The following is a 25980-nucleotide window of genomic DNA, read 5'->3' as shown; positions in this document are numbered from 1 at the left end:
TTTCCCGCAGGGTAGGACGGGAAACAAATGACTATTCACCCTTTCCCAGGTTATCGCGCTGGCGGATCAAATCCATACCGCGAGATGTGCCTAATCTAGTAGCACCCGCTACGATTAAGTCTAGAGCTTGATTGATAGTGTGGATACCACCTGAGGCTTTAATTCCTACTCTTTCTTTTGCCAATTCCTGCAAAAGGCGTACATCTGCCACTGTTGCACCACCATTCCAACCTGTACTAGTTTTTAAGAATGCCGCTCCCGCCTCCATAGCTATTTCAGCAGCTATTTTTTTTTCTGCATCTGTCAACAGGTTGGTTTCCAAAATTACCTTGACAGTTTGCCCAGTCTCTTCGCAAATTTCGGCAATCTCCCGGTGGACTTGTTCAGTTTTACCCGCTTTCAACCAGCCCAAGTTCATTACCACATCCAACTCAGTGGCCCCATTATCTGCCGCTTCTTGAGCCTCATACAGTTTCACTGCTGAAGTCGTTGCACCAGTAGGAAAGCCAATCACCGTACAGACTTTCGGGTTCTTACCGTGCAGGAGTTCGACTGCTTGTTTGACATAGGCGGGGTACAAGCAAACCGCCGCAAAATTGAATCTGTATGCTTCTTCACACCACTGCTCAACCTGCTCTGGAGTAGCCGTTGGCATTAAGAGGGAGTGATCGATAAATGGCGCAATATCAATATCCGGATAGTCTGCTGCCATCGTGTCTTCTGCCAGTGATTGATTATTAAACTTTATAAAAAATTAAAACATTTCTTATATATATATTAAACCATATTTATTACGAGTTTATCCTGAAAACAAGCTGCTGACTTTTCTTGTATGTCAGCTTTGTAAATGTCGCGGAATTACTGTAAGTGTTTAAGTTGACATTAGGCAGTAGTAAGCTGAGAAATATCAGCAGCATTTGTAACGCCAGTTCCTAAGAAATCAAAAATAGTTTTAGCTAACGCCTTCGACGCCAAATATGGGACGCCATTACCAATAGTTTTAAACATATTCGTAAGTGACATATTCTCTGGAAGTACAAAGTTTGCAGGCAAAGATTGTATAGCTAAAGCCTCCGCTACAGATATTCGCCGGATTTTATACGGATGCAAATGTACTTCATTATTTCCATAGCAAGCTGTCGGAGAGTAACGCCATCTGTGAAGACGCTTGAAAGACTTTTTAGAATCATCTCCTTCATCAATAGCAGCAAATTTTATGATACCTGCCCTTGGTTGAAAACAGTTCTCAGCATTGGGATGCTTTAGCACATTATTTTTTCTAAACCAGTGTTCTACGGTTAGTTCTTGAGGAATGCCATCAGGACAAGGCATTATGGAATTTTCTTGGAATGGTTCGCATTTACGCCAAGGGTAATCAAAAACCTTTTTTCGAGGATATAAAATGTGATTTTTCCAAGGGAAATACTTCTCAGTTAGTAAGTTTTCACTAGCGAATTTTCTTCCTATATCCTTAATAAAATTATTTCGGAAACCAATGAGAATAATTCTTTCTCTATCCTGGGGTACACCATATTCAATAGCATTAATTAACCGCTCTGTTAATATATAGCCTGCTTCTATTAATTGTTGCTTGAGCGATTCAAAAAATAAACGGTGCTTTGTCGTTCTCCATAATCCTTTAACGTTCTCAAATAAAAAGAAATCTGGAAGATTGCGGCAAATTAATTCAACGTAAGAAGCAGAAAGTTTGCCATTATCTCCTAAACGTCCTCTATTTTTCCCACCAATAGAAAAATCAGGACAGGGAGGCCCGCCAATGAAACCCACAATATTATTAGATTTACGGCAGTCTTGTACTAACTCCTGAAGGTGTTGTGTTTGTGAACCTTCGAGAAGTTGGGTTACGTCTCCTGCTTCTCCGTCATAATACCCGTATTCTGGCAACGGCAGATTGAGAACCTGCCGTGAATAGCGGTATGCAGCCATGAATGGAGGGAAGATTTCATTGGCGTAAACAATGTTAAAACCGCTGCTTTCAAAACCTAAATCTAGGAAACCTGAACCAGCAAAAAAGGAGAAAATACAAGGGCGATCGCTCATTTAGCTCGTTTAATAACTAATACCGTGAAACAGCCTTAATTAATATCGGACAAACTAGGGTTTATACTTACGTACCAATCAAAAAGAAACAATTTGAAGACTGCTTCAATAGTAAAAAAAATTCACAGTTACTCTAAGTGTTTCATATCAAAGTTTACTCAATCTTTAAGGAAAATCCCTGACAGAAAAAGAGTCTGAAGTCACAATTAAATATAGGAGTTTCCAAACTCCAAAGGATATTTAAGACAAAGTATTGTCATTAAATAAAAAACCGGGGTACTTCAGACTAATTTTTATGCGGATTTTAATTTACTCCTACAACTACTATCCAGAGCCAATTGGTATTGCCCCACTGATGACTGAACTAGCAGAGGGACTAGTGAAGCGTGGGCATCAAGTGCGCGTAGTCACCGCTATGCCCAACTACCCCGAGCGTCAAATTTACCAGGAATATCGGGGCAAGTGGTATCTCAACGAATACAAAAATGGCGTTCAAATTCAACGCAGTTACGTTTGGATTCGTCCACAACCCAACCTATTAGATCGGGTGTTACTAGATGCTAGTTTCGTTGTCACTAGTTTTGTACCTGCCCTCTTTGGTTGGCGGCCAGACGTGATTCTCTCAACATCGCCATCTTTGCCAAGCTGTGTGCCAGTTGCTCTTTTAGGATGGTTACGTGCTTGTCCTGTAATCTTAAATTTACAAGATATATTACCAGAAGCAGCCGTTCACGTCGGTCTACTGAAAAATAAATGGCTTATAAAGTTATTTACAGTGTTGGAAAAATTTGCTTACCACTCTGCCAGTAAAATTAGTGTCATCGCCGATGGATTTGTGGACAATTTGCGATCTAAGGGCGTAGAAGCTGACAAAATTGTCCAAATTCCCAACTGGGTTGATGTAAATTTTATCCGCCCTTTGCCTAAAGAAAATAACCCTTTCCGCGCAGCACATAACCTAAATGGCAAATTTGTAGTACTTTATTCTGGCAACATTGCCCTAACCCAAGGCTTAGAAAGCGTTGTCAAAGCTGCTTCTGTGTTGCGCCATATCCCAGATATTGTTTTTGCGATCGTTGGAGAGGCAAAAGGTTTAGAGCGATTGCAACAAGAATGTTTAGATTGCGGGGCAGATAATGTTTTGCTACTGCCATTCCAACCCCGCAAATCTTTGCCACAAATGTTGGCAGCTGCGGATGTTGGCTTGGTGGTGCAAAAGAAAAATGTTGTATCCTTCAATATGCCGTCAAAAATTCAAGTGCTACTTGCCAGTGGAGCGGCCTTAGTTGCCTCTGTGCCTGATAATGGTACAGCAGCAAGAGCCGTTAGGCAAAGTGGCGGCGGAGTTATTGTTCCTCCAGAAGATCCCCAAGCTTTAGCAATGGCAATTTTAGATTTGTACCAAAACCCCGAAAAAGTCAAAACTCTAGGTTATAAAAGTCGCCAATATGCCGTTGAGAACTATGCTTTTGAGCAAGCTTTAAATCAGTATGAGTCGTTGTGTTACTCATTGACGGCAGAGCGTGGAGCAATTCAGTCCACAATAGTTACCAAACAAGAAGTTTAATCTACAGCAGTGGGGTTAGATTGCCCAAAGTGCTAAACTCAAAACCCCAACGATCCTGCTCCAGTGGCTCTAGCTGTTGCAGCATAATTTTTGTACCCTGTTGACGGTGGGCTGACTTAGTAGGTAAATGTTGTCCGAACAGTACCAACATAAATGCTGCCATTACTATGATTATGTTCTGGACTCGTAATCACAAATAATCCCGGAGTTATTGCCAGATTATCCGTGACTTGTAAATGGTAAAAGGCTTCCAGATGTAAAGACGTATCCTTATCTTTGAAGCTATCGCCGAAACTATTATGAGTTACTTTGGGAGGTTGACCTACAGTAAATCCTGCAAAGCTGCCTTTTCGTCCGATATCTCTGAGAGCTAGTAGCACTGCCCATGTAATGATAGACGCATTGGGATCTGCTGGTAAATCTTCTGCTTTTGCATGAATAAAACCAACTCTACCACCGAGAGTGATAACTGGGCTAAGTTGCCAAGCAGCTTCTGCACCAAATGAATTAGCAACGATCGCATCTGCCTCATCATTAAATCGATCGCTGGTTAATTCGCTTCCAGTTCCCGTCTTCAAATTATTATGAGAGTGAATATAGGTAACGCTGAGTGCTGTTGTTTCAGTGGGTTCAGCCGTCAGTTGAGCGATCGCTCTGTAAGGGCTAGCAAAAATCCCCTTCTCTGAATTACCTGCATTGCTGCTGATATATCCTAATGACAATCAAAAACGAATTTTTGAACGCTATTTTCAGTGAAAATTCTTGCCCAAAAGCTGATGGTTAATTTATCACTAGACAATAGCCATCCGCAATCAGCAGTTGCGGATGTCGAAATCTAAGCAGTCAATTATCAAACTAGCCCCCATAGACATCCGTTTTTTTGTTAGTATTCAAAAAAACCTATTGACACATTTTCAGATCAATTGTTTGTGATTTGTAAGTAAATGTAAACAATTGTTTCAAAAAAAAAGCACCTGAGGTTTAATGACTGATTATTTCCAAGGAAATTTCCCATTACAATCCGTGCCACTGACGAAGAGTGTGGCAAAGAGCCACGCCCAAACCGAAGAGGCAAGCGGAAAATTAGCTGCAACGATAGCAGAAGCTGGATCGGATCGCAAAGCAGGTGAGATTATATTGCTCAAAGTAGCAGAAGTCTCTTACCTGGCGGATTATTTTGTGATGATGACTGGCTATTCTAAGGTACAAGTAAGAGCGATCGCTCAAGCAATTGAAGGAAAAGTCGAAACTGAGTTGCAACGGCGTCCTATAAGGACAGAAGGAAAAGTCGAGGGTAGTTGGGTACTACAAGACTACGGTGATGTGATTGTTCACATCATGATGCCCAAGGAACGGGAGTTTTATAATTTAGAAGCGTTCTGGATTCATGCAGAGCGTATTTCCCTTCCAGAATCTGATGAGGGTGAGAGTAAGCCAACATGATTAGGTCTTCGGTATCAAATTGCCCAGTTCCTACAGACCAACAACCGCTCAATGAGTACGAAGAGTTAAAAACTTCCTGGCTGTTTCGTGATAGCACTTTAGATTGGCGCGAGTATATCACGAAAATAGCTTGGATTTGGGGTTTATCTTGGCTGGTAGCAGGGCCTGTGGCTGCTGCAAGTTTTCCCCCTCACAAGTATATTGCACATTTTATGCTTTGTGGTGCGGCCGCCGCGAGTGTTGGGGTAGTGCTGGCACTGGTAAGGTTGTACTTAGGCTGGTTCTACGTGTGCGATCGCCTTTGCAGTCCGACAGTCTTCTATGAAGAGTCAGGCTGGTACGACGGACAAACTTGGACAAAACCACAGGAAATCCTCAACCGCGATCGCTTAATTGTGGCATACGAAATCAAACCCATTCTGCGGCGGTTACAATTTACCTGCGCTGGCTTGGCGGGAATGTACGTTATTGGTACTATAGTTTGGCATTTGTTTTAAATAGTCATTGGTCATTAGTCATTAGCTAAGGACTGATGACTAATAACTAATGACTAATTAATTAAAAAAGGTGATAAATATAAACCCATGACAATGGGAAAACGAACTCAAGCCACAGCACTGGAAGTCCGGTTGCTGCGGGAAGGTATTATTGAATCCAGGCATATAGTCCAAGCTGTTGTCTGCGACGAACGAGGACGGGTTCTAACCGTTGCCGGAAATTCTGAAACTGCTGCATTTATCCGTTCAGCGCTCAAACCATTTCAAGCACTCGCTGTCACCACAACAGGTACACTGGAACGCTATCAACTTAGCGATCGCGACTTAGCAATTATTACAAGTTCCCACAAAGGAAGAATAGATCAAGTCCGACAGGTATTTAACATCCTTTGGCGGGCCGATCTTGACCCGACTATACTCCAGTGTCCAATTCCTGAAGGTAAGCACAGTCCTCTGGAATACAATTGCTCTGGTAAACATGCAGGAATGTTAGCTGTTTGTCAGCAACGCCATTGGCCCTTGAATAACTACTTGGATCGGAAACACCCAATCCAGCAGTTGATTTTGGGGAAAGTAGCAGAGTTGCTGCGAATGCCAGCCGCAGAATTTATCAGCGCTCATGATGACTGTGGCGCACCAACTTATCTGATGCAACTCGGTCACATGGCATCTTTATATGCACTGTTGGCCTCTAGTACCAACTTGGATATGGAGCGCATTGTTCGTGCTATGACTCATCACCCCGCGATGGTAGCTGGAGATGGAGAATTTGATACGGAACTGATGCGCTTAACTCCAGGGGAACTGGTCAGTAAAACTGGTGCCGAAGGAGTGCAGTGCATTGGTAGACTCGGTGAAGGCTTGGGATTGGCAATCAAAGTCATGGATGGGGCAAAACGAGCAAAATACGCCGTGGCTATTCACTTACTCCAGCAAATGGGTTGGATTAGTCCCAGCGCCGCCGAAAGCCTCTCAGAAAAGTTTGTCACCTTGGGAAAATACAAGCGTTTAGAAGTAATTGGAGAATTATCGTTTTTGTAGTTGCCAAACTCTTGACTATAGGTTATTATAAATAAGTCGAGAGCAACGCGGGATAGAGCAGCCTGGTAGCTCGTCGGGCTCATAACCCGAAGGTCAGTGGTTCAAATCCACTTCCCGCCACCAAATTAAAATAAAACCTCTGAATCTGTTAAGATTCAGAGGTTTTGTTTTAGTTTTAATTAGAAGCTGTCATTCCCAACGTAATGAAATGGAGCAAAGCAATCGCAATATCCAGACTTTGCGATTGCTATCCTACGGGAACGCCAAAGGCGATTCCGCAACTCTTAGAGACGCTACTGCGAACGCTTCATTCGCAACGACAATCTATCATCTTGGTAAACTTGCAAAATTTCGATTCTCCCTCGGCAAGCGCCTCTTATTCTTATTGAGGTTGATTTTCTGTTTTAGGTTAATTTATTGACTTTAACCCATAGGTTCTGTTTAGAAAAACAGTAACACTAGCAAGAATGAGTGCTGATGAGAAGAAGCATACAGAAATCCAGGAATTTTTATCAATCTGATTATTTTTAAATAGTACGCCCTCAATAAATCTGTCTAGCTTGGATAATAAATAGCCAGAAAAGAATGTCGCTACTACTTTTGCTAATTCACTAAAAACTTGCTTTTCATCCGGGCTAACAGGTGATGCAACGTTCCCCAATACCCAGCCGATTAGACCACCTAATAAGCTGATTAGCAAATTAAGCCAAATTCTGTTCGGATCAATCTTAAGCAAACAGACAAAAAGAATTGTCCCAAAGAATATTGCAGTTAAATTTATTGCTACAATATTTAACATATTTAGCGAGAAAAGTTCAAAATATTTCACCTATAGACAGTTTCCATATATGAAATTGCTGAGTGTTTGAGTAGCTGGAATATAACTTGTATTATATACACAGGCTTGCCGCATATTTACTTAAGTTGTTACAAATATTATACAGGTATATAGAAAGTTTCCGCATAACAACCGTCACAATACCGTGAAGCTTGGGAGTTAATTTTACAAACATCTGTAGGTAAAGAAAGTTGTGTTTGATCGCCTCTTACATTCGGAGAAACAGGTTTTTGATCTATTCTGGAAGAAATAGCCATCTAAAAGGCGCGGAGAATCATGGTTGTGAAGTTGCAGCGACCAATTTTAGTGGGAGGATTGGGATTGTCCTTTTCTCTGTGGATGTTGGATAGTTGGCACGATTCTATAGTGCAGGTGGGTGAGTTTGGTTTATTAAGTGCCTTAGCTGTAGGCGGTGGTTTGTGGTTATTCCAGCACAATCGCCCGAAACACAGTTTAGAGCAGCTAGATGGTATGGTGGTGGATCGGACGACTGTGGAAAGTGCGATCGCTAAAACTGAAACTGTAATTAACCAGCTGGCACAAGAAGCAGAAAACCACACAGCATTAGAGACACTCAGAGAACAAGTTGCCCAATTGCTGTTGGAGTTAGACAGACAAGAAATTAAAGTTGCTGTGACTGGCGGTAAATCCGTGGGTAAAAGCACTTTAATTCAAGTGCTAAAGCAAAATTTAGAGACGCGAAATTTAGTGTCTCTAGAAGAAACAGCACCTTTGTTTAGAGAAACGAGTGACAATTCAGATGCAGCTGTTTTAGCAGAAATGGCAAAATCTGATTTTGTTCTATTTCTAACAAACGGTGATTTGACAGACTCAGAATTTCAAACCTTACAGCAGCTAAAAGCAGCAAATCAGCCTACAATCCTGGTTTTTAACAAACAAGATCGCTATTTAGCCGATGAAAGCGCCAGCATCTTGCTGTCATTAAAACAGCGGATGCAGGGAAATGTAGTTGCAACTGCGGCCTCTCCAATTCCCATCAAAGTCCGAAAGCATGAGGCTGATGGTGCTGTGCAAGAGTGGATGGAACAACCAGCAGCAGATATCCAGCAGTTGACGCAGCAGTTGGGTGAATTGGTACAACCCGGACAACGGCTAGTTTGGCTAACTACCATGAGAAAAGCCGGGTTGTTGAAAGCTGAGGCGAAAAACTGGTTGAATGAAACCAGACGCGATCGCGCTACCCCAATTATTGAACAATATCAATGGATAGCTGCTGCTGCTGCCTTTGCTAACCCAGTCCCAGCCCTTGATATTCTGGCAACTGCGGCAATTAATGCTCAAATGGTAATGGATTTGGGTAATATCTATCAGCAGAAATTTTCTTTGGAACAGGCACAAACTGTAGCTGGAACAATGGGAAGTTTGATGCTGAAACTGGGTTTAGTTGAACTTTCTACCAAGGCGATTAGTACTGTTCTGAAAAGTAATGCCGTTACCTTTGTGGCAGGTGGCGTAGTGCAGGGAGTTAGTGCAGCTTATCTGACTAGAGTAGCAGGGTTAAGTCTAGTTGAATATTTCCAACAGCAGGAAATAGCAATAGATTCTGGGACTGGTTTGAATTTGGAGAATTTGCGGCAAACCTTGCAAAAGGTATTTGGGCAAAATCAACAGATTGGTTTTTTGCAGGGATTTGTTAAGCAAGGCATGAAGCGTTTGTTGCCAGAAGCGCAGCAGGTTGAATTAGTTGGTGTTGAGAAGTTTGTGGGTTAAGTTCGCCCAGAGGCGCAGAGTTTTCCTTTGCGCCTTTGTATTAGGCTAAAAAATATGGCCACTAAGGCTCTTTTATGTCTCTTGCATGGTGCTGTAAGTAAACTTAAAATTTACCCAAGCCTAAAAATAGGCTTGGGTGTATCTAACAATTATTGTGATTGGGAGTTAGCAAAAAATTGTGAATAAGAGTAGTTAGCTAAACAGCACCACTGTTTCTGTTAAACAGAATAGCTATAGTTTTGAAAATTAGCTTTAAATCATACACTAAACTCCAATTTTTTTGATACTGCAAATCTAGGCGAATTACATCTTCAAAACTACGGACTGTAGAACGCCCATTCACTTGCCATTCGCCAGTCATACCGGGTTTAACATCTAAACGTTGCCACTCTGGTACTTCGTAGCGTTCCACTTCATCGGGTGTAGGTGGTCGGGTGCCTACTAAACTCATCTCTCCTTTGAGGACGTTCCAAAATTGAGGTAATTCATCAAGACTAGTTCGCCGTAAAAAGCGCCCTATTTTTGTAACTCTGGGGTCATTCTCATTTTTGAAAAAAGCACCTTGCACTTGGTTTTTAACTTGAGATTTCTTCGCTTCCGCATCCACACACATGGAGCGGAATTTCCAAATCTCAAACCTTTTCCCCATCCAACCACAACGGGTTTGACTAAATAAAATGGGGCCGGGATCGTTAATTTGAATCGCGATCGCAATCGGAATAAACAAAACTCCTGTAATTAATAAACCGATCGCTGACCCTACAATGTCTAATAACCGTTTCATCCAAGATGCCACAGAAGGGTGAGTAGTGGGTAACTGCTCTACTTTACGGGAAGTTGTCTTCCGATTATCTACTAAGTCTTCCTGTTTTATTAGCGGCGCATCATCCACAAGCTCTAAGGGAAAAACCTGATCCAATCCCGTGAGTTTTAGGACTGCCATTACTTGAGGTGTTACATTCCGCAGTGTTAATGTAATCCCGTTGGACTGGGCGTATTTAAAATTACTTACCAGGGCACCTAAACCACTACTATCCATAAAAGTAGTTTGGTGAAAGTCAATGATGATTTGCTTGGGATGTGAATTGGGCTGGATTAAGCCTTGGCAGGCTTGCTTAAAGCCTAAAGCCTCCAGCACGCTCAACCGCGTAGGCACCTGCACTATAGCCGTGTCGTTTAGGGAATGAACTGGAAAATCGACCTCTGTCGGTTGGCTAGTCATGAAGCTCTGCACTTTCGTTGCCATGTATAATGTAATCTGTCAAACATTATTTTGTCCTACAAAATTACTTAACCTAATATTGGAATCAGTAGTAATAAGGACTAATTGCTATTTACTGGGGCTGAGATTGGAGATCGCCAGCGACGATTCACAATAGAACAAGAAGCCAAAAAACATCCTTGCTGTTGTGCCGACGCAGCGCGATCGCGTTGCTATCATCAAATGATTGCTAAAACTACGGTTACACCTACTGCACGCCTGATTGAGGTGTTTTCTGCCATTCAAGGGGAAGGACTGAATGTAGGGACACGTCAGATTTTTATTCGTTTTGCTCTGTGTGATTTGCGCTGTCATTTTTGTGATAGCGCCCACACTTGGAATGCACCTTCTACTTGTCGGATAGAGCGATCGCCTGGATTGCGCGACTTTGAAATCCACTCTAACCCTGTGCCATTACCCATTTTAATTGAATGGGTAGAACGACAAAATTTACCTTGTCTACACGATAGCATTAGCTTAACTGGGGGTGAACCACTTCTTCATGCCCCCTTTTTAACCCAGTTTCTACCCCAAGTGCGAGCCAAAACTGGTTTACCCATATACTTAGAAACTGGCGGACATCGCCCAGAACAACTAGCGATGATTCTTCCCTACTTAGACTCTGTGGGTATGGATTTCAAATTGCCCAGTGTTAGCGGCGAAAGTTATTGGCAAGAACATAGTAAATTTCTTCAATTATGTCATGATTCATATTTAAATGTTTTTGTCAAGATAATTGTGTCTCAAAATACAGATCCCGCCGAGTTGGAACGTTCAGCTTTGCTGGTGGCGGAGGTTAGTCCAGATATCTCAGTATTTTTACAACCTGTTACGCCTTTGGCAGTATCTGAACAATTTTCCCCAATACCTCTGCTTGCGCCTTCGAGCGATCGAGTTTTGACGTGGCAAGCTTTAATGAAGCGGTTTGTCAAGCAAGTGCGTGTGATCCCCCAGACGCATAAAATGCTGAACCAACTGTAAAAATTTCTGTAAAATTTGAGTTTGATAAAGATGTAATCAAGAAAAAAGTAAGATTTTATGAAATGGTCTTTGGGGTGCTGCCGCTAATCACGGAGGCAGCAGCCCCTCAGCGAACATTCCCAGTTGGAGGCAGAGTGAAAAGTAAGGAACGAGGAGTTTGAAGTTTCGAGTTTACTCATAATTCATAACTCCTGTACAGACGCGATTCATCGCGTCTCTCCTAACTACAACCCGCCCTCATCTGGAGTTTTAGATTTAGCTTTTGCCTTATTTGCACTGCGTTTGAGGGCAGAAAGTCTTGCTTCGTATTTCGACCGTTGGCGCTTACTAGGAGTATTGTCAATCAGGGTTTTCAAGGCGCTACCGAGACTCTTGTAGGCATTGGGGAGGGTATAACCAAAACGAGTTGCCAAAGCGATCGCTTTCTCATCAGCATTGAGCAATTCTCTCAGTTGCTTTTCCCCACTATTCTTTTGGTACAGTCGCCAGCCTGACACACCACACAGCGACAAAGCTAACACCAGAAGCAATCCATCTTGTACCCACAATTCGCCTACAGCACCACCTAAACCGATGGCTAATGCTGCCATTTCCCAACCATCTTTAGGAATCGTGTCATTTTGAACGCGAGCAACTTCATGCCAGAACAGCAGATTACGCTGATCCATTGCGAGGGCATCCCATTTCACCAAGTCAATTTGAATTTCTACCTGGTCTTTACCAATTTCTTCGCAACGAACCAGGGGTGGATTGACCTCAGTTGTGCCTTCAACCGTGACCCAGCTCTGTAATTCTGGCGGTAATAAGCCTTTCAACCGCCGTAGTTCACTCATTTCCGCTTTGGCAGAGGAGGTTGCATAGGATGTCATAATATCCAGCCCCAGAAAATTTCAGTATATAGTGAGGGTATCACTTTGGAGTATAGCGATTTAAGTAACGATCCGTCTCACTCGCTCTTAAAACTTCCTCGCTTTTTTCGCGCTTCCATTGCTTTTTCCAGCAAATCTAGCAATCCTGGGGCTTCTTCTTGGATACTGAGTAATAGTCTTTCCCCAAGTTCTATATTCCCCGGATCGAGACCTGTTGCCATCACTTCTTTCAGGCGAGGTATTGCTATGCCATCCACAATCTGAATTAACCCACTCAGACAACGGTGAAATTGTTTTTCTGTGAGAATTGAGTCTTCTAAAGGAAACTCAATAATGGCACGAATTTCACCATCGGATGGGTCATACTCCCATTGCAACATTTTGGTTTCCCAAGAAATGGCAAGCATTGTCTGTAGGATAACTCCCTTGTGAGGATGGTCTTGAATTCCTCCTAGAACTTGAGGGGCAAATACCCGGAAAAATTTTCCCTCTTCATCCAGCTGGACAACTATTAGGAAATCTTCTAGGTTATCAGCCTCCACACCTGTTATAATTCGGTCTTCTTCATCATCAAAACGGTAGTCCCAACCAAGGTTGTCTAAATAGTTGGCAATCTGTTTGAGGTTAGCTCCCATAAAAGCCTCATAAGGAACGGTGGAGCAGCTGTTACCAGACCTAGTTTAACCTGGTAGGGGTAGTTGTTTGAGTTGGTGTGGATACAAGCGATCGCATGGAAGTATGCAATTAGGACATTGGCTATGGGGCATGGAGCATTGAAGATAGGAAAAATAGACGATCGTTCGGCGCGGTGAATGATATTTTCTGAACGACTCTTGCTCATTCTTAAAGAAGCGATAATCACTATTTTTCAAATCTTACTCAGCGAAGGACATATCACTAACTCGCTTGAATTTTAATATTGTCTTCTAGTTTTAATGAGTGTATTGCTACGAGCATGGTGGCAGGATTTTAAATCAAACTAGAAAGCCGAAGCCAAGTTGAGATAATTTCTACATAGTCTCTGAGGCTTTTGAAAATATAAATAAAAACTTCAACTACCGCTTTTAAAAGAAAAGAAATATAGCACAGAGACTGGTAGAGTTTTATATTACAAGCAACAACTTGTTTTCACTGAATGATTGTAGTGAACAATACATTTTTATTGTCGAATATCAATGAAATTTATGCGTAAATCAGCTTTAATTTTAGCGATCGCACCCCTAGTCTTTGCGATCGCTGCTTGTGGTGGAGATTCAGGACAAACAGCAAGTACACCCGGCACTCCAGGGAATACTTCAGCAGCGCCAGCAGCTCGAAATCGTTGGGATAATATTAAAAGCCGTGGTCAGCTAACTTGCGGTGTTAGTGGCAATGTACCAGGGTTTAGCTTTGTGGGAACTGATGGTAAATACAGCGGCATCGATGTGGATATTTGTCGCGCGATCGCCGCAGCTTTATTTGATAAACCAGATGCAGTAGAATTTCGCAATCTCAATTCCAAAGAGCGGTTTACAGCTTTGCAAACTGGCGAAGTAGACGTTCTCAGCCGCAATACTACTTGGACACTTAGCCGCGATACCTCAGTTGGTCTAGAATTTGCACCTGTAGTCTTTTACGACGGACAAGCCATAATGGTTCGCAAAAGTAGCGGCATTAAGTCCCTAGCAGACCTTAAAAATAAAGCTATCTGCGTTCAAACTGGGACTACTACCGAACAGAACTTATCAGACCAAATGCGAAAACGGGGCATCACTTTCAAACCCGTTGTGTTTGAAGACGTTAACGTTACCTTTGCTACCTATGCAGAAGGTCGTTGCGACGGCATTACAGCTGACCGTTCAGCATTGGTTTCTCGCGGCACAATTCTACCCAAACCAGAAGATAATCTGATTCTTAATGAAGTGATTTCTTCAGAACCCCTTGCACCAGCAGTTGCCAAAGGGGATGCTAAGTGGGGTGATGCTGTCAAGTGGGTGGTTTATTCCCTGGTAAAAGCTGAAGAGTTAGGCATTACTTCCCAGAATGTAGGTCAGTTCGCTACTAGTACCGATCCAGATATTAAGCGCTTTTTGGGTACAGAAGGCAACCTTGGCGAAGGACTCGGCTTAACTAACGACTTTGCAGCCAGAATAATTAAGCACGTCGGCAACTACGCTGAGATTTACGATCGCAACCTCGGCCCCAAGACAAAACTGAATCTAGCTCGCGGTCAAAATCAACTCTGGAACAAGGGCGGATTGCTTTATTCTCCGCCGTTCCGGTAGAAGAGATGAGGGAGCAGGGGAGGCAGGGGAAGCAGGGGGAGAAATAATAAATGACTAATTTAAAACCGTCTATATGGCGTGATGTCCGTTTTTGGAGAATTGCTTTGCAATTAGTTGCCGTATTTTTTGCAGCAGTTGTAGTAGTAATACTGTGGGGCAATCTCCAGCGCAATTTGCGGCAATTGGGTATTCAGTTTGGTTTTGATTTTCTCAAGCAACAAGCATCTTTTGAGATTGGCGAGACGCTGATTAGCTACAAACCTACTGACACCTACAGCCATGCTTTGTGGGTGGGATTAATTAACTCTTTGCGCGTGGCGGTTGTAGGGATTTTTCTCACGACAATTGTGGGGGTAAGTGCTGGGGTTGCCCGACTTTCTGACAACTGGCTAGTGCGGAATATCACTATGGTTTATGTGGAGGTTTTCCGCAATACTCCCTTACTGCTGCAATTACTGTTTTGGTACTTTGCTGTTTTCCTCACGTTTCCTAAAACAGAAAATAAACTATCCCTTTGGGGTTTTATTGGGCTTAGTCAAAATGGCTTAGAACTTCCTTGGTTTACCTTATCCCCAGAGTTTTCAACTTTGCTGTTGGGATTAACTTTTTACACGGGTGCGTTTATCGCTGAAATTGTCCGAGGTGGGATTCAATCAGTAGCTAAAGGACAGTGGGAAGCAGCGCGATCGCTAGGATTAAAACCAGGGTTGGTAATGCGGCTGGTGATTTTTCCCCAAGCTTTGCGGGTAATCATTCCACCCTTGACGAGTCAATATCTTAATTTGACGAAAAATACCAGTTTAGCGATCGCGATTGGCTACCCTGATATTTATTTTGTCGCCTCCACCACTTTTAACCAAACGGGGAAAGCCGTAGAAGTGATATTACTGATTATGCTCACCTATCTCACACTGAGTTTAACCATCTCTGTAGTTATGAATTTATTCAATCGCACCGTGCAAATTAAAGAGAGATAAGGGCGATCGGGGAGATGAGGCGGATAAGAAAGCAGTTGAACTCGGAAGTTGAGCCTCTGAACTCGGAAGTTGAGCCTCTGAACTCGGAAGTTGAGCCTTTGAACTCGGAAGTTGAGCCTCTGAACTCGGAAGTTGAGCCTCTGAACTCGGAAGTTGAGCCTCTGAACCCGGAAGTTGCACCTTTGAACCCGGAAGTTGCACCTTTGAACCCGGAAGTTGCACCTTTGAACCCGGAAGTTGCACCTTTTAACTCGGAAGTTGCACCTTTTAACTCGGAAGTTAGTTTTCTGAGGTTGAAGTATGAGTCTTTACAAATGACAAACGACCAATGACAAATGACAAATTAGCTTGGTTGCGTAAAAACCTGTTCAGTACTTGGTACAACAGCTTGTTAACTGTTGTCTGTCTGGTGTTGATATTTTGGGTAGTACGAGGAGTTTTAACTTGGGCAACTACTCAAGCACAATGGGCGGTAATTCAGGTTAATTTACGTTTATTTTTAGTTGGTCTGTTTCCCCAAACGCTATATTGGCGAATTTGGATTGTGCTGGCGATCGCTTCGACTTTAGGCGCTATAACTGGGGGTGTATTCTTTAGCAAGCAACAGTTAACAAAGTGGGGAATTGCTTTGTTTGCTTTTATCATCGGCGTTTTGTTAGTTGTTTTACCACTAGACTTTACATCTCGCCTCTGGTTATTGTTAATTGCAGTTTTACTATTTGTAGGTTTTTGGGTTGGAGGAAAGTTTACTAAGGTACTAACTCCTTGGCTTTCCTTATTATGGTTATTATCTTTCCCGATAATTTTATGGCTAATTGGTGGTGGATTGGGATTGCAGCCTGTATCTACAAATTTGTGGAATGGTTTGCTACTTACCCTACTAATGGCAGCAGTCAGTATTGTGCTTTCCTTTCCCATTGGGGTTTTACTGGCTTTAGGGCGCACAAGCAATTTGCCCGTAGTGCGTTGGTTTTCTATCCTGTACATTGAAATTGTTAGGGGAGTACCACTGATTGGAATTTTGTTCCTTGCTCAGGTAATGCTGCCATTGTTTCTATCAGCAGATGTGCGTTTAGATCGGGTACTACGAGCAATTGCTGGATTAGTTTTATTTAGTGCCGCATACATGGCAGAAAACGTGCGTGGTGGACTGCAATCAATTCCTCGCGGACAGATTGAAGCAGCGAAAGCACTAGGATTAAATACACCTTTGGTAGTGATATTGATTGTCCTACCTCAAGCTTTACGTAGCGTTATTCCTGCGATCGTTGGTCAGTTTATCGGCTTATTTAAAGACACTTCCCTCTTATCTTTGGTCGGATTAGTAGAACTCACAGGTATTGCGCGTTCCATATTGGCACAACCACAGTTTCTCGGTCGTTATGCAGAAGTTTATCTGTTTATTGGATTGATTTACGGGCTATTTTGTTACTCCATGTCGTTAGCTTCTCGACGGTTAGAGAGACAATTGAGTAATTAGTCATTGGTCATTGGTCATTATAAAAATATATTCATTAATTTGGACTGTAAATAATATGTCAGATATCCAACAGATAATTGTTGCTGAAGATGTTCACAAGTGGTATGGAAAATTCCATGTTCTTCAGGGTGTGAGCTTGACAGTTAATCGTGGAGAAGTAGTAGTATTGATGGGGCCATCTGGTTCGGGAAAATCCACCTTTATCCGCACATTTAACGCTCTAGAAGAATACCAAAAGGGAAAAATTGAAATCGACGGCATTACCCTCAGCCATGACTTGCGAAATATTGAAACGATTCGCAAAGAAGTGGGAATGGTGTTTCAGCAATTTAATTTATTTCCTCATCTCACAGTACTGCAAAATATCTCTTTAGCACCAATTTGGGTTAGGCGATCGCCAAAGGCAAAAGCCGAAGAATTGGCAATGCAACTATTAGAAAGAGTAGGAATTTTAGAACAGGCGCAAAAATATCCAGGACAGTTATCTGGAGGACAACAGCAACGAGTAGCGATCGCTCGTGCTTTAGCTATGCAACCTAAAATTATGCTGTTTGACGAACCCACCTCAGCCTTAGATCCAGAAATGGTACGAGAAGTTTTGGATGTAATGCGAAACCTCGCCCGTGATGGGATGACAATGGTAGTCGTCACCCACGAAGTTGGATTCGCGCGTGAAGTCGCCGACCGAGTTATTTTAATGGATAGCGGTTCCCTCGTCGAGTCAGCCACCCCTGACGCATTTTTCAGCCACCCCAAAGAAGAAAGAACACGCAAATTTTTGTCACAAATTCTCTAAAACCTCCGCGCTACTCTGCGCTTACCTCTGCGCGACGGCAGTCGCTACAACGGGGAGTCACTGCGGTGGACGGGTTCCCCGGCATAAAGCAAGTAGCGTGGGAACCCCCGCAACGCGCTGCCTCCCCTTTGCGTTTCACTTCTAACCCTTTTGTCCCACAACTTCACACCAAGCAGCAGCAAAAAATCCATCTGGGTGCTGACTGCATTCTCGTAAAGCACGACTCATTGCTGTAAGCGAGCGCTCATCAGTCCAACCTTTCTCTATAGCTCCATCCACCTTTGCAGAAGCCTCAATTCGTAGCGCCAAATATTCTGTACCTTCACTCAGTGGCTCAGAACATTGATAAGAAGCCGAAGCTTTAATATTAGTAAACCCACTTTCGCGTACCAGAGCGCGTAACTCTCTACCCACGTTAGGATTACCAGAATTTTGCTGCTGGAGCCACTTGTAATAAGAAAATGCTTTTTCCAGTTCTGGTGTAGATGGTGCAATCAAAAACCCGCCCCAGTCAGGACTACGAAGCCCAACAATTCCCCCCGGTTTCAAAACTCGCCACAGTTCCCGTAACGCCTGCGCTGGTTCTTGGAGATGCTCAAACAGCGCATGAGAAAAGATTGCATCAAATGAGTTATCCGGGAAGGGTAGAGCATAAATATTCGCCTCCAGAAAATTAGCATTACTAACACCTTGGGTAAAAGCAGTCTCAGCAGCTATCTGGATTTGAGAAGCTTCGCGATCGATACCTGTAAGCGTACCAGGAGCGATCGCTTTTGCTAAACCCAAAGCGATCGTCCCAGGCCCGCAGCCACAATCTAACAATTTCATCCCTGGACGTAAATAAGGCTTGAAAAACGCACCATGAGTATCTAAGCTGCGTTTTGCCATGAAATTCGTCGCATTACTTGAATAGCCTGGAGTATACTTTTCCTGCATTGCTCTGATTCCCTGCAATATTTGTATGAGTATCATAAGCAGGTACTTTTCAGATGTCCAATATATATTTAAATACAATTGAAACTTATAAAATATCAAAAAAATGGAATTGCGACACCTGCGCTACTTTATTGCTGTCGCTGAAGAACTGCACTTCAGTAGAGCCGCCGAGCGATTGCACATTGCTCAACCGCCCTTAAGCCAGCAAATTAAGCAACTAGAGGCGCAATTGGGAGTAGAACTGTTTCACCGCAAAACCAAGCGACAGGTACAGTTAACGGAAGCTGGACAAGTATTTTTGCAAGAAGCTTATCAACTTTTAGCTCAACTCCAAAAAGCAATTGAGCTAACCCAAAAAACAGGAAGAGGTGAAAAGGGACAATTGCGAATCGGGTTTACCAGTTTGGTAACTTACGATTTGCTTCCTGTAATTTTGCGACGGTTTCGAGAACAGTTTCCAGAAGTAGAGTTGATTTTGCAGGAATTAACCACAACTCAACAAGAGCAAGCGCTACAAGAACGTCGCATCCATGTAGGCTTTGCCCATCCACCATTAGAAGACAACACACTCAATCAAGAGTGCATTCAGCGAGAAGCTTTAATTGTGGCTATGTTAGAAACTCATCCCTTAGCTGAACAAGAAAAGATTTCAGTGCGATCGCTAGTAAACGAAAACTTTATCATGTTCCCTCGGCATTTGGGCCCCGGACTTTACGACCAAATCGTAAACCTTTGCCAGCAAGGAAATTTCAGTCCGAAAGTGACTCAAGAAGCGATTCAGATGCAGACAATTATCGGATTGGTTTCGGCGGGAATGGGGATTGCGATCGCACCGTCTTCATTGCAAAATATTCAGAGGGCTGGTGTCGTTTATCGCGCTGTAGAGGAGAAAACACCATTAGTAGAAACGGCTATAGTGTGGCGGGAAGAAGATATAACACCTGTACTAAGGGAATTTCTGCAAGTCGTTAGGAGTATCGGTTGAGAAATGACGATCCTCTGCTTGCAAAGAAGCTACGCGAACAAGAGTTAGCTTTATGCCAATCTATATTATCTCGTAAAAAATTTCGCTAGATTGTCAATGTATTATTGAAATGGAAATTCTTAAATCAAGCACCGCCATAAATTGGAAATAAACCCGTGTCTGCTAAAGATGCTTTTCATACAGTTGTCAAAACAGCACTTGAGAAAGAAGGGTGGTTAATCACTCACGATCCTTATGCTCTCCAGGCGGGAACACTTGAGCTATATGTTGATTTAGGAGCAGAAAAAGTTATCGCAGCCGAAAAACAAGGGCAAAAAATAGCTGTTGAAATTAAAAGTTTTTTAAGTCCATCAAAAATAACAGAACTTTATGCTGCATTAGGACAATTTATCATTTACCGAATTGCTTTACAAAAACAAGAAGCTAACCGCACTTTATATTTAGCAGTTCCTAGTACAGTTTACAATGAGTTTTTTATACTTCCATTTATCCAATCTGTCATTCAAAGTAATCAACTCTGTTTACTAATTTATAATATTGAACAGGAGGCGATCGCCCAATGGCAAAGCTAGACGAATATCGACAATATATTAAGGACTTGCTTCAACAACATGCGAGTATTGTTTGGGATAATCGCATTCAAGCACAGATAATTTTTGATACAGAACACGATCGTTATCAATTAGTTTATGTAGGTTGGCGCGAGCAAGACCGCATATATGGGCCTGTTCTTCATCTAGATATTATTGACGATAAAATCTGGATTCAGCAAGATGGGACAGAGGTAGGCATTGCTAATGAATTAGTTGAATTAGGTGTCCCAAAAGAGGATATTGTTTTAGGTTTCCAGTTACCATCTGTGCGTAAATATACAGACTTTGCTGTTAGTTAAAAGTGGGTTTAAAGCCGCGTTCAACAGCCACTTTTAAGGCTTTTGACAATAATTTCAGCCATTTTCTACCAGATGTTAAATTTCCTTCACCTAACCACGTGAGTATTTGTACTCTTTAAGGCTTTTGACAATAATTTCAGCCATTTTCTACCAGATTGCATTTTACTTATGATTGTATCTGCGATCGCTCTGCATCTTCGGGTTAAAAAATAGCGATCGCCTGAACTAAAATAATATTCCAACCTGAATAACCTTTATTGATCATAATGATATTTGCAAGTCAAAATAATCAATAAATCTTCTTGCACCTTGTAAACTAATCTATGTTCATCTGTGATCCGCCTTGACCAATAACCTTGTAGTTCATATTTTAATGGTTCTGGCTTCCCTATCCCCGCAAAAGGATCTCTTTGTATATCTCTAATCAGTTCCAATATTTTTTTGAAAATTTTCTTGTCTTCTGTTGCCCACTGGCCTAATTGTTCAAAAGCTTCTGGTTCAAAGGCAACTTTTTTCATATTCATCTAAATCTACATAAATTAGATTTCCTGCTGCTACATTTTCCAAAGCTTTGAGTAGATGATTTTTGTTAGTTTCTGATTTCAGAAGATAGTTAGTTTCATCTTCTTCAGTTGATGGTTCAATTAGGACAATGACTTCTACAACTGTTCCTTCTGGTAGTTCCGTTGCTGAAAGTTCAATCCTACCATCTTTTCCAACAACAGCTTTTTGTTTAATCCCACTAAGCATAATTCATATTTACTCCTATCTTTACCACCTTATTGTAACTTTTAATTGAGTGCTGGTTTCAAGCCGCGTTTAACAGCCACTTTTAAGGCTCTTGCTTTACTTATTAAGCCACGTCGGTAGACCTGCATGAGTTCATCTAGTTGACGAACTTCTGCATCATTAAGCTGTCCCTCTCGGTGAGGCGCTTGCAGCTCACTGAAAACCTCTTGCTGCTGAGTTTCCATCTGCATATCGCATATAGCCAAAACCTGCTCATCGGGTAGAGACTCCACAGGTAGTTTGGTAATGGCGCGGTCAATCCATTCTAGTAATACATCTTCAAGTCGCCGATGTGTGAAAGCAGCGATTTCCTTTGCTTTTTGTGCCAGTGTTTCAGGAAGTTGAAGGGTGACAGTTTCAGCCATTTTCTACCTGCTTGCTTTTACCTATGATTGTATCTGCGATCGCTCTGCATCTTCTCGTTAAAAAGAGCGATCGCTTTTCTTTGTTATCGTGGGCGGTTGGTTAAAAAGAGCGATCGCTATTAGACAGAATAAAACTCAAATTGGGAATACTGAGTAAAGCGCAGGTATTTGCTGTGCAGAATCGAAGCGAATAGCTAGCAGACATCACGCTGTTGAAATTTTAGCAAATGAAAGAAAATTATGGAAACGGTTACAGCAACATTTTTAATTCCTGACTGGATTAATGAAGGCTTGAAAACTAAAGCCTACGAACGTGTTGGAGGTGTTATTCGTGATTTTCGGACAAAGCAGATAGTTGCTATGTTACGTGAAACAGTACCTTATTTAACTCAAGTATCAACAATACTTTCTCAATTTGGTTCAGCAGCAAGTATTCTTAATCTGGGTGTTTCAGTAATAGGATTTGTCGTTGTAATTAAACGCTTAGGGGAAATTGAACAGCGCCTTAAAATTGTACAAGAAGATGTCAATAAACTCAATCTTAAATTTGACCTTTCCGTTTATGCTAATTTTCGTGCTGCTCTTGATTTAGCGCGTGATGCTTTTACAATGACTAAACCTGAGAATCGTGTCAATATGGCGAATTTAGCTATTAACCGATTTTTAGAGGCTCAACATATTTATACTGGCTACTTTGATATAGCATTAGAAGAAGATATTCAAGTAGCAGATGAATATTTATCATCGATATTTTTAACCTACATAGCTAGAGTAAATTGCTACTTGGAATTAAATGAAATTTCAACTGCATATCTTTGTCTGCAAGAAGGTACAGAATTTCTTAGTAAGTGCGTTAACAAATATTTTGATAAAGTGTTTTCTTATCTTGATGACGAAGAACAGGAAAAGTTTTACAAAAACTACCCTTTGTTACTTTCTGCTTCTTACATTACTGTCAATGGCGTGATTACTGGAATATGTGGTTATTTAGGTTATTCTAGGGTAAGCGTTCAGGGAGTAGCAGGGCGAATGCACGGCAATTTACTAGAAGAAGTATTATTATGGGTAACATCTAAAAAAGAAGAAGAAACAGTATTATATAACCCATTAGAAAAGCTTGAAGCTATTATTGAAACCAATCGCCGCTTTGAATCTTACCAAACAGAATTACAAGCAATATCCCAATTAGGAATCAGCTTTCATGACTGGCTTAAATTAACTCCGTCTACAGAAATTAAACCAGACGGCGCAGAATTCATGTACATAATTCCATCCAAACCTCTAGAGTTACAGCCTTCCATCTGAACTAAGTACAGCATTTCATTCATTCGTAGCGAATTAAATTTAGCAATACTCCGCGTCACTCTGCGTTTAAAAACGCTGCGATTCCTCTACACCTTGGCGAATTGCATTGTCCATATCTTCAAGAGTTTTAGGTTTTCCTTGATATTTTAAACAACCTGCTACATCATCTAATTTAGTTTCTGGAAGAAGTTTCTTAGGCTTTAAAAGAATTCCATCACCCATATCAATAATCATAAATTCTTGACCTACTTCCCATTGATGAGCTTCCCGCAAAGATTGGGGAATAATTACTTGTCCTTGGGGAGACAATTTGGTAATTTCCATTAATTTAAGAAGTAAAAACTAAAAGTAATATAAAAATTTTAGCATTTTTGATTATCCCCATCTCTTCCTCTGTGTTCTCTGCGCCTCTGCGGTTCATAAAAAAAGGACGAACCCAAAAGTTCGCCCCTAACATAGTATTATGCTGTTGCTAAATCCAAACTCAAATCTAAATCTTCGCTTCTTCTCTTACCAACTTATCCCAACCCAAATCTTTCAAATTATTATTCCGACGTAACGGACGAGTTACCAACTCTAACATGTCACGCGCATTCGTAAAGCCGTGAATTTGAGCAAAAGTGAACTCTACAGACCACTTTGTATTAATACCGCGTGCTTCCAATGGGTTAGCGTGAGCCATACCAGTAATTACCAAATCTGGTTTCAACTCATAAATTCGCTGAAGTTGATTGTAATTATCCGGCTTCTCTACAATCCTTGGCAGGGGTGAATTCATTTCCTGACAAGTTTTCTCTAACAATGCCAACTCAGCAGCTTGATAGCGCTTATCCATGTAGGGAATGCCGATTTCGTGAACTGTCATCCCACAACGGATTAAGAATCTTGCTTGGGAAACTTCCAGCAAGTTATCACCCATGAAGAATACAGATTTACCACGAATCAGTTTCACGTAATCTTCCAAGCCTGCCCAAATTTGTGCTTCCCGTTCATCTAATCCCTTGGGAGTTATACCAAACACCGAGCAGATTTTCTCAATCCAAGCGCGAGTACCATCGGGGCCAATGGGGAAGGGTGCGCCAATGAGTTTACACTTGCGGCGGCGCATTAAGGTGGTAGCTGTACGGCTGAGGAAGGGGTTGACACCAGCGACATAATACCCTTCTTCCAATACTGGCAGTTCTGTGAAGCGCTTCGCGGGTAGCCAGCCGGAAACTTTGATGCCTTGTTTCTTCAGTTCCAAGGTTAACTGAGTAACCACGGGATCGGGAAGTGAGCCAAAGAGAACTAAGGGTGGATGATCTACGTACTCAGATTCATCTTGGGCGACATCTTCTTTCTTTTTACCGAAGTTTAGCAATTTTGCGATCGCATTACGTTCGCTCTTCTCTGTTTCCGCCACCGGAGCCTTATCAGGACAACGGTTAGCCATTGCTGCTAATACGGTGTCTTCCCCTTGGGTGAAGGCGTAATCTAGACCATTTGCCCGCGCGACAACGATGGGAATCCCAATTTCAGATTCTAGTTTTGGTGCCAAACCTTCCAAATCTGTTTTGATAATTTCGGTGGTGCAAGTGCCAATCCAGACAATTACACTAGGATTGCGATCGCGTTTAATTTGCAAGCACAACCGCTTTAACTCTTCATAATCATTCAGTTGTGCCGAAATATCGCCCTCTTCCAATTCTGCCATTGCATAGCGGGGTTCAGCAAAAATCATCACCCCCATCGCGTTTTGCAGGAAGTAGCCACAAGTTTTTGTCCCAATTACCAAAAAGAAGCTATCTTCAATTTTTTGGTATAACCACGCCACGCAGCTAATTGGGCAAAAGGTATGGTAATTTCCAGTTTCACATTCAAAGCTTAAAGCTTCTGGTTGTTGAGCGACAGTCATTTTGGTTTTTTCTCCCCTTGATATTTAATGGCAGGTCAACCAATTTTAGATTTTAGATTGATAATTTTGGATTGAAGACTGGGACAACAAAAGTATCCTCTGTCTAACGACAATTTCCCTAATTCCTCATCCAAAACCCCAAATCTAAAACTTAAAATTGCGAGGAACGGCAATAATTAAGCGTTGGGGAAGAGACGGGCAATTTCTGATTCATCAAAAACGCCTGCTGGCAGTTCTTCCCCTAAAAAATCGTTACTTTCTTCAGCCTTTTGCAAAGCTGTTTCATCCCCCCAGACATCTGATAACACGTCTTTAAACGCATTCTCATCTAGTGAACTATCTTCAAGCCCCTCGTCTTCATCCAGCTTTACTTCCGTTGCAGGTGTTGTGTCGAAGGCAATTTCTCCAAACTCATCTGCTTCTAAACTAGAGATTTCGAGAGATTCATCTGCTTCTAGACTAGAGATTTCGAGAGATTCATCTTTTGAATCGTGTCCGTTGGTTAAGGAAATATCGCCAAAGCCATTTTCTGTTTCCTCCAACTCGCCGATCCCCAGGCTTTCATCTTCAGAATCCAGGATTGCGAACTCTTGAACTACCGCCACCGCCGCAAAGCCATTTGTATGAGCATGTGTCAATGTTTCATCTTCAGGCTTTTCATCAATGACAGATACTGCTTCTTCTACGTATCTCTCTACTTCTGGGTTGCCGATAAAGCGATTACCAAGAGCTAAATCTGGGTCAAAATGCAAATCCAGCACCTCAATTAGGGTATCGGCGTCAGGATTGAGTTTGGCAAAGGGCAACATTAACTGCGCTAGCTTTGGCTCTAGGGCGTTAAGAACTCCCAGGATGAGGTAAGAAGGTGGTCGCTTCCCGCCATCAGGGGTATATACTGATTCCACTTCCATGTGCAGGGTAATCCAGTCTCGATTATTCTGGAAAAATTGCAACCACTTTTGCTTTATTGAATCCGTAAAGCTGTTAAAGAATGCCATGTTATTGTCC

Annotated in this window: 30 protein-coding genes and 1 tRNA gene; 16 read left to right on the top strand and 15 right to left on the bottom strand. The window is 42.1% G+C overall.

Going from position 1 to position 25980, the window contains the following annotated elements; translation table 11 throughout:
• Nucleotides 1-31 precede the first annotated feature (31 nt).
• Nucleotides 32-712, bottom strand: coding sequence for a deoxyribose-phosphate aldolase (deoC, locus tag V7L01_RS22945; protein ID WP_335038776.1), 681 nt, complete (start codon nt 710-712; stop codon nt 32-34).
• 170 nt (nt 713-882) lie between these two features.
• On the bottom strand, nt 883-2061 hold the full coding sequence (locus V7L01_RS22940) for a DNA cytosine methyltransferase (RefSeq protein WP_335038774.1): 1179 nt from the start codon (nt 2059-2061) through the stop codon (nt 883-885).
• Between the two features lie 295 nt (nt 2062-2356).
• On the opposite strand from V7L01_RS22940, the gene V7L01_RS22935 reads away from it, so the two are divergent.
• Entirely contained in the window at nt 2357-3628 is a 1272-nt protein-coding gene (locus V7L01_RS22935; RefSeq protein WP_335038772.1) for a glycosyltransferase family 4 protein, read from the top strand.
• A 1-nt stretch (nt 3629) separates the two neighbouring features.
• Here the strand turns inward: V7L01_RS22935 and V7L01_RS22930 are convergent, their stop codons facing one another.
• Together V7L01_RS22930 and V7L01_RS22925 are read right to left on the bottom strand one after the other, a co-directional pair.
• Nucleotides 3630-3779, bottom strand: a complete 150-nt coding sequence (locus V7L01_RS22930; protein WP_335038770.1) for a hypothetical protein — start codon at nt 3777-3779, stop codon at nt 3630-3632.
• Nucleotides 3745-4350, bottom strand: coding sequence for an iron uptake porin (locus V7L01_RS22925; RefSeq protein ID WP_335038768.1), 606 nt, complete (start codon nt 4348-4350; stop codon nt 3745-3747). Before V7L01_RS22925 ends, V7L01_RS22930 begins: the two co-directional genes overlap by 35 nt.
• Nucleotides 4351-4612: 262 nt before the next feature.
• On the opposite strand from V7L01_RS22925, the gene rsfS reads away from it, so the two are divergent.
• The 4 genes from rsfS to V7L01_RS22905 all read left to right on the top strand — a co-directional run bounded on the left by rsfS (nt 4613) and on the right by V7L01_RS22905 (nt 6732).
• On the top strand, nt 4613-5071 hold the full coding sequence (rsfS, locus tag V7L01_RS22920) for a ribosome silencing factor (protein WP_335038766.1): 459 nt from the start codon (nt 4613-4615) through the stop codon (nt 5069-5071).
• A complete protein-coding gene (locus tag V7L01_RS22915) occupies nt 5068-5568 on the top strand; it encodes a CGLD27 family protein (RefSeq protein WP_335038764.1) in 501 nt (166 codons plus the stop codon). The genes rsfS and V7L01_RS22915 overlap by 4 nt, the downstream gene beginning before the upstream one ends.
• 87 nt (nt 5569-5655) lie before the next feature.
• Entirely contained in the window at nt 5656-6609 is a 954-nt protein-coding gene (locus V7L01_RS22910; protein ID WP_104906437.1) for an asparaginase, read from the top strand.
• A 46-nt stretch (nt 6610-6655) separates the two neighbouring features.
• Nucleotides 6656-6732 (top strand) — tRNA-Met (locus tag V7L01_RS22905).
• A gap of 286 nt (nt 6733-7018) precedes the next feature.
• Here V7L01_RS22905 and V7L01_RS22900 read toward each other — a convergent pair.
• Nucleotides 7019-7408 (bottom strand): hypothetical protein, encoded by a 390-nt coding sequence (locus V7L01_RS22900; RefSeq protein ID WP_335038762.1) that lies wholly within the window; start codon nt 7406-7408, stop codon nt 7019-7021.
• A gap of 315 nt (nt 7409-7723) precedes the next feature.
• On the opposite strand from V7L01_RS22900, the gene V7L01_RS22895 reads away from it, so the two are divergent.
• Nucleotides 7724-9178 carry a YcjF family protein gene (locus tag V7L01_RS22895; protein WP_335038761.1) on the top strand — a complete coding sequence of 485 codons (1455 nt, stop codon included), beginning with the start codon at nt 7724-7726 and terminating at the stop codon, nt 9176-9178.
• Nucleotides 9179-9374: 196 nt separating this feature from the next.
• Here V7L01_RS22895 and V7L01_RS22890 read toward each other — a convergent pair whose 3' ends face one another.
• Nucleotides 9375-10424, bottom strand: a complete 1050-nt coding sequence (locus V7L01_RS22890; RefSeq protein WP_335038759.1) for an anti-sigma factor antagonist — start codon at nt 10422-10424, stop codon at nt 9375-9377.
• A gap of 198 nt (nt 10425-10622) precedes the next feature.
• Here V7L01_RS22890 and V7L01_RS22885 point away from each other — a divergent pair, with 198 nt between their 5' ends.
• Nucleotides 10623-11420 carry a 7-carboxy-7-deazaguanine synthase QueE gene (locus V7L01_RS22885; protein WP_335038883.1) on the top strand — a complete coding sequence of 266 codons (798 nt, stop codon included), beginning with the start codon at nt 10623-10625 and terminating at the stop codon, nt 11418-11420.
• 224 nt (nt 11421-11644) lie between these two features.
• Here V7L01_RS22885 and V7L01_RS22880 read toward each other — a convergent pair whose 3' ends face one another.
• Together V7L01_RS22880 and V7L01_RS22875 are read right to left on the bottom strand one after the other, a co-directional pair.
• The gene (locus V7L01_RS22880; RefSeq protein ID WP_322648053.1) at nt 11645-12289 is read right to left on the bottom strand and encodes a DUF3318 domain-containing protein; all 645 of its coding nucleotides are present in this window, start codon (nt 12287-12289) and stop codon (nt 11645-11647) included.
• Nucleotides 12290-12366: 77 nt separating this feature from the next.
• The gene (locus V7L01_RS22875; RefSeq protein ID WP_335038757.1) at nt 12367-12924 is read right to left on the bottom strand and encodes a hypothetical protein; all 558 of its coding nucleotides are present in this window, start codon (nt 12922-12924) and stop codon (nt 12367-12369) included.
• Between the two features lie 549 nt (nt 12925-13473).
• Here V7L01_RS22875 and V7L01_RS22870 point away from each other — a divergent pair.
• From V7L01_RS22870 to V7L01_RS22850, 5 genes are read left to right on the top strand one after another with little or no spacing between them, the layout of a single operon-like run.
• Nucleotides 13474-14553: an amino acid ABC transporter substrate-binding protein gene (locus V7L01_RS22870; protein WP_335038755.1), complete on the top strand. Its 1080-nt coding sequence runs from the start codon at nt 13474-13476 to the stop codon at nt 14551-14553.
• Nucleotides 14554-14603: 50 nt separating this feature from the next.
• Nucleotides 14604-15530 (top strand): amino acid ABC transporter permease, encoded by a 927-nt coding sequence (locus V7L01_RS22865; protein WP_335038753.1) that lies wholly within the window; start codon nt 14604-14606, stop codon nt 15528-15530.
• Nucleotides 15531-15544: 14 nt separating this feature from the next.
• Nucleotides 15545-15862, top strand: a complete 318-nt coding sequence (locus V7L01_RS22860; protein WP_335038751.1) for a hypothetical protein — start codon at nt 15545-15547, stop codon at nt 15860-15862.
• Entirely contained in the window at nt 15859-17010 is a 1152-nt protein-coding gene (locus tag V7L01_RS22855) for an amino acid ABC transporter permease (protein ID WP_335038749.1), read from the top strand. Before V7L01_RS22860 ends, V7L01_RS22855 begins: the two co-directional genes overlap by 4 nt.
• A gap of 55 nt (nt 17011-17065) precedes the next feature.
• Complete coding sequence (locus V7L01_RS22850; protein WP_335038747.1) at nt 17066-17806, top strand: amino acid ABC transporter ATP-binding protein; 741 nt, start codon at nt 17066-17068, stop codon at nt 17804-17806.
• 141 nt (nt 17807-17947) lie between these two features.
• Here V7L01_RS22850 and V7L01_RS22845 read toward each other — a convergent pair whose 3' ends face one another.
• The gene (locus V7L01_RS22845) at nt 17948-18742 is read right to left on the bottom strand and encodes a methyltransferase domain-containing protein (protein WP_335038745.1); all 795 of its coding nucleotides are present in this window, start codon (nt 18740-18742) and stop codon (nt 17948-17950) included.
• 103 nt (nt 18743-18845) lie between these two features.
• Between V7L01_RS22845 and V7L01_RS22840 the strand changes: the two genes are divergently transcribed.
• From V7L01_RS22840 to V7L01_RS22830, 3 genes are all read left to right on the top strand, one after another.
• Nucleotides 18846-19727, top strand: coding sequence for a LysR family transcriptional regulator (locus V7L01_RS22840; RefSeq protein ID WP_335038743.1), 882 nt, complete (start codon nt 18846-18848; stop codon nt 19725-19727).
• Nucleotides 19728-19882: 155 nt separating this feature from the next.
• Nucleotides 19883-20299 carry an element excision factor XisH family protein gene (locus tag V7L01_RS22835; protein WP_335038741.1) on the top strand — a complete coding sequence of 139 codons (417 nt, stop codon included), beginning with the start codon at nt 19883-19885 and terminating at the stop codon, nt 20297-20299.
• A complete protein-coding gene (locus V7L01_RS22830) occupies nt 20287-20619 on the top strand; it encodes a XisI protein (RefSeq protein ID WP_335038739.1) in 333 nt (110 codons plus the stop codon). Before V7L01_RS22835 ends, V7L01_RS22830 begins: the two co-directional genes overlap by 13 nt.
• Before the next feature lie 254 nt (nt 20620-20873).
• Here the strand turns inward: V7L01_RS22830 and V7L01_RS22825 are convergent, their stop codons facing one another.
• From V7L01_RS22825 to V7L01_RS22815, 3 genes are read right to left on the bottom strand one after another with little or no spacing between them, the layout of a single operon-like run.
• Nucleotides 20874-21137, bottom strand: coding sequence for a Txe/YoeB family addiction module toxin (locus V7L01_RS22825; RefSeq protein ID WP_335038737.1), 264 nt, complete (start codon nt 21135-21137; stop codon nt 20874-20876).
• Nucleotides 21118-21369, bottom strand: coding sequence for a hypothetical protein (locus V7L01_RS22820; protein WP_335038735.1), 252 nt, complete (start codon nt 21367-21369; stop codon nt 21118-21120). The genes V7L01_RS22825 and V7L01_RS22820 overlap by 20 nt, the downstream gene beginning before the upstream one ends.
• A gap of 41 nt (nt 21370-21410) precedes the next feature.
• Nucleotides 21411-21773 (bottom strand): hypothetical protein, encoded by a 363-nt coding sequence (locus V7L01_RS22815; protein WP_335038733.1) that lies wholly within the window; start codon nt 21771-21773, stop codon nt 21411-21413.
• A gap of 240 nt (nt 21774-22013) precedes the next feature.
• Here V7L01_RS22815 and V7L01_RS22810 point away from each other — a divergent pair, with 240 nt between their 5' ends.
• The gene (locus V7L01_RS22810) at nt 22014-23078 is read left to right on the top strand and encodes a hypothetical protein (RefSeq protein WP_335038731.1); all 1065 of its coding nucleotides are present in this window, start codon (nt 22014-22016) and stop codon (nt 23076-23078) included.
• Nucleotides 23079-23144: 66 nt separating this feature from the next.
• On the opposite strand, the gene V7L01_RS22805 is transcribed toward V7L01_RS22810, so the two are convergent.
• The 3 genes from V7L01_RS22805 to V7L01_RS22795 form a co-directional block, all read right to left on the bottom strand.
• Nucleotides 23145-23402, bottom strand: coding sequence for an AbrB/MazE/SpoVT family DNA-binding domain-containing protein (locus V7L01_RS22805; RefSeq protein ID WP_335038729.1), 258 nt, complete (start codon nt 23400-23402; stop codon nt 23145-23147).
• Nucleotides 23403-23568: 166 nt separating this feature from the next.
• Nucleotides 23569-24972: a ferredoxin:protochlorophyllide reductase (ATP-dependent) subunit N gene (locus tag V7L01_RS22800; RefSeq protein ID WP_100901325.1), complete on the bottom strand. Its 1404-nt coding sequence runs from the start codon at nt 24970-24972 to the stop codon at nt 23569-23571.
• Nucleotides 24973-25148: 176 nt separating this feature from the next.
• On the bottom strand, nt 25149-25970 hold the full coding sequence (locus tag V7L01_RS22795; RefSeq protein WP_335038727.1) for a DUF5331 domain-containing protein: 822 nt from the start codon (nt 25968-25970) through the stop codon (nt 25149-25151).
• Nucleotides 25971-25980 lie beyond the last annotated feature (10 nt).

The sequence above is a fragment of the Nostoc sp. genome (assembly GCF_036917095.1).
Taxonomy (GTDB): Bacteria; Cyanobacteriota; Cyanobacteriia; order Cyanobacteriales; family Nostocaceae; genus Nostoc.
Note: the sequence above shows the minus strand (reverse complement) of the source record. Positions and strands in the feature narration are given on the sequence as shown.

Bases quoted from the DNA above. Each gene is read 5' to 3' on its own strand.
- deoC (WP_335038776.1), bottom strand. From the start codon at position 712: ATGGCAGCAGACTATCCGGATATTGATATTGCGCCATTTATCGATCAC.
- V7L01_RS22940 (WP_335038774.1), bottom strand. From the start codon at position 2,061: ATGAGCGATCGCCCTTGTATTTTCTCCTTTTTTGCTGGTTCAGGTTTC.
- V7L01_RS22935 (WP_335038772.1), top strand. From the start codon at position 2,357: ATGCGGATTTTAATTTACTCCTACAACTACTATCCAGAGCCAATTGGT.
- V7L01_RS22930 (WP_335038770.1), bottom strand. From the start codon at position 3,779: ATGTTGGTACTGTTCGGACAACATTTACCTACTAAGTCAGCCCACCGT.
- rsfS (WP_335038766.1), top strand. From the start codon at position 4,613: ATGACTGATTATTTCCAAGGAAATTTCCCATTACAATCCGTGCCACTG.
- V7L01_RS22915 (WP_335038764.1), top strand. From the start codon at position 5,068: ATGATTAGGTCTTCGGTATCAAATTGCCCAGTTCCTACAGACCAACAA.
- V7L01_RS22910 (WP_104906437.1), top strand. From the start codon at position 5,656: ATGACAATGGGAAAACGAACTCAAGCCACAGCACTGGAAGTCCGGTTG.
- V7L01_RS22900 (WP_335038762.1), bottom strand. From the start codon at position 7,408: ATGTTAAATATTGTAGCAATAAATTTAACTGCAATATTCTTTGGGACA.
- V7L01_RS22895 (WP_335038761.1), top strand. From the start codon at position 7,724: ATGGTTGTGAAGTTGCAGCGACCAATTTTAGTGGGAGGATTGGGATTG.
- V7L01_RS22890 (WP_335038759.1), bottom strand. From the start codon at position 10,424: ATGGCAACGAAAGTGCAGAGCTTCATGACTAGCCAACCGACAGAGGTC.
- V7L01_RS22885 (WP_335038883.1), top strand. From the start codon at position 10,623: ATGATTGCTAAAACTACGGTTACACCTACTGCACGCCTGATTGAGGTG.
- V7L01_RS22880 (WP_322648053.1), bottom strand. From the start codon at position 12,289: ATGACATCCTATGCAACCTCCTCTGCCAAAGCGGAAATGAGTGAACTA.
- V7L01_RS22875 (WP_335038757.1), bottom strand. From the start codon at position 12,924: ATGGGAGCTAACCTCAAACAGATTGCCAACTATTTAGACAACCTTGGT.
- V7L01_RS22870 (WP_335038755.1), top strand. From the start codon at position 13,474: ATGCGTAAATCAGCTTTAATTTTAGCGATCGCACCCCTAGTCTTTGCG.
- V7L01_RS22865 (WP_335038753.1), top strand. From the start codon at position 14,604: ATGACTAATTTAAAACCGTCTATATGGCGTGATGTCCGTTTTTGGAGA.
- V7L01_RS22860 (WP_335038751.1), top strand. From the start codon at position 15,545: ATGAGGCGGATAAGAAAGCAGTTGAACTCGGAAGTTGAGCCTCTGAAC.
- V7L01_RS22855 (WP_335038749.1), top strand. From the start codon at position 15,859: ATGACAAATGACAAATTAGCTTGGTTGCGTAAAAACCTGTTCAGTACT.
- V7L01_RS22850 (WP_335038747.1), top strand. From the start codon at position 17,066: ATGTCAGATATCCAACAGATAATTGTTGCTGAAGATGTTCACAAGTGG.
- V7L01_RS22845 (WP_335038745.1), bottom strand. From the start codon at position 18,742: ATGCAGGAAAAGTATACTCCAGGCTATTCAAGTAATGCGACGAATTTC.
- V7L01_RS22840 (WP_335038743.1), top strand. From the start codon at position 18,846: ATGGAATTGCGACACCTGCGCTACTTTATTGCTGTCGCTGAAGAACTG.
- V7L01_RS22830 (WP_335038739.1), top strand. From the start codon at position 20,287: ATGGCAAAGCTAGACGAATATCGACAATATATTAAGGACTTGCTTCAA.
- V7L01_RS22825 (WP_335038737.1), bottom strand. From the start codon at position 21,137: ATGAAAAAAGTTGCCTTTGAACCAGAAGCTTTTGAACAATTAGGCCAG.
- V7L01_RS22820 (WP_335038735.1), bottom strand. From the start codon at position 21,369: ATGCTTAGTGGGATTAAACAAAAAGCTGTTGTTGGAAAAGATGGTAGG.
- V7L01_RS22815 (WP_335038733.1), bottom strand. From the start codon at position 21,773: ATGGCTGAAACTGTCACCCTTCAACTTCCTGAAACACTGGCACAAAAA.
- V7L01_RS22810 (WP_335038731.1), top strand. From the start codon at position 22,014: ATGGAAACGGTTACAGCAACATTTTTAATTCCTGACTGGATTAATGAA.
- V7L01_RS22805 (WP_335038729.1), bottom strand. From the start codon at position 23,402: ATGGAAATTACCAAATTGTCTCCCCAAGGACAAGTAATTATTCCCCAA.
- V7L01_RS22800 (WP_100901325.1), bottom strand. From the start codon at position 24,972: ATGACTGTCGCTCAACAACCAGAAGCTTTAAGCTTTGAATGTGAAACT.
- V7L01_RS22795 (WP_335038727.1), bottom strand. From the start codon at position 25,970: ATGGCATTCTTTAACAGCTTTACGGATTCAATAAAGCAAAAGTGGTTG.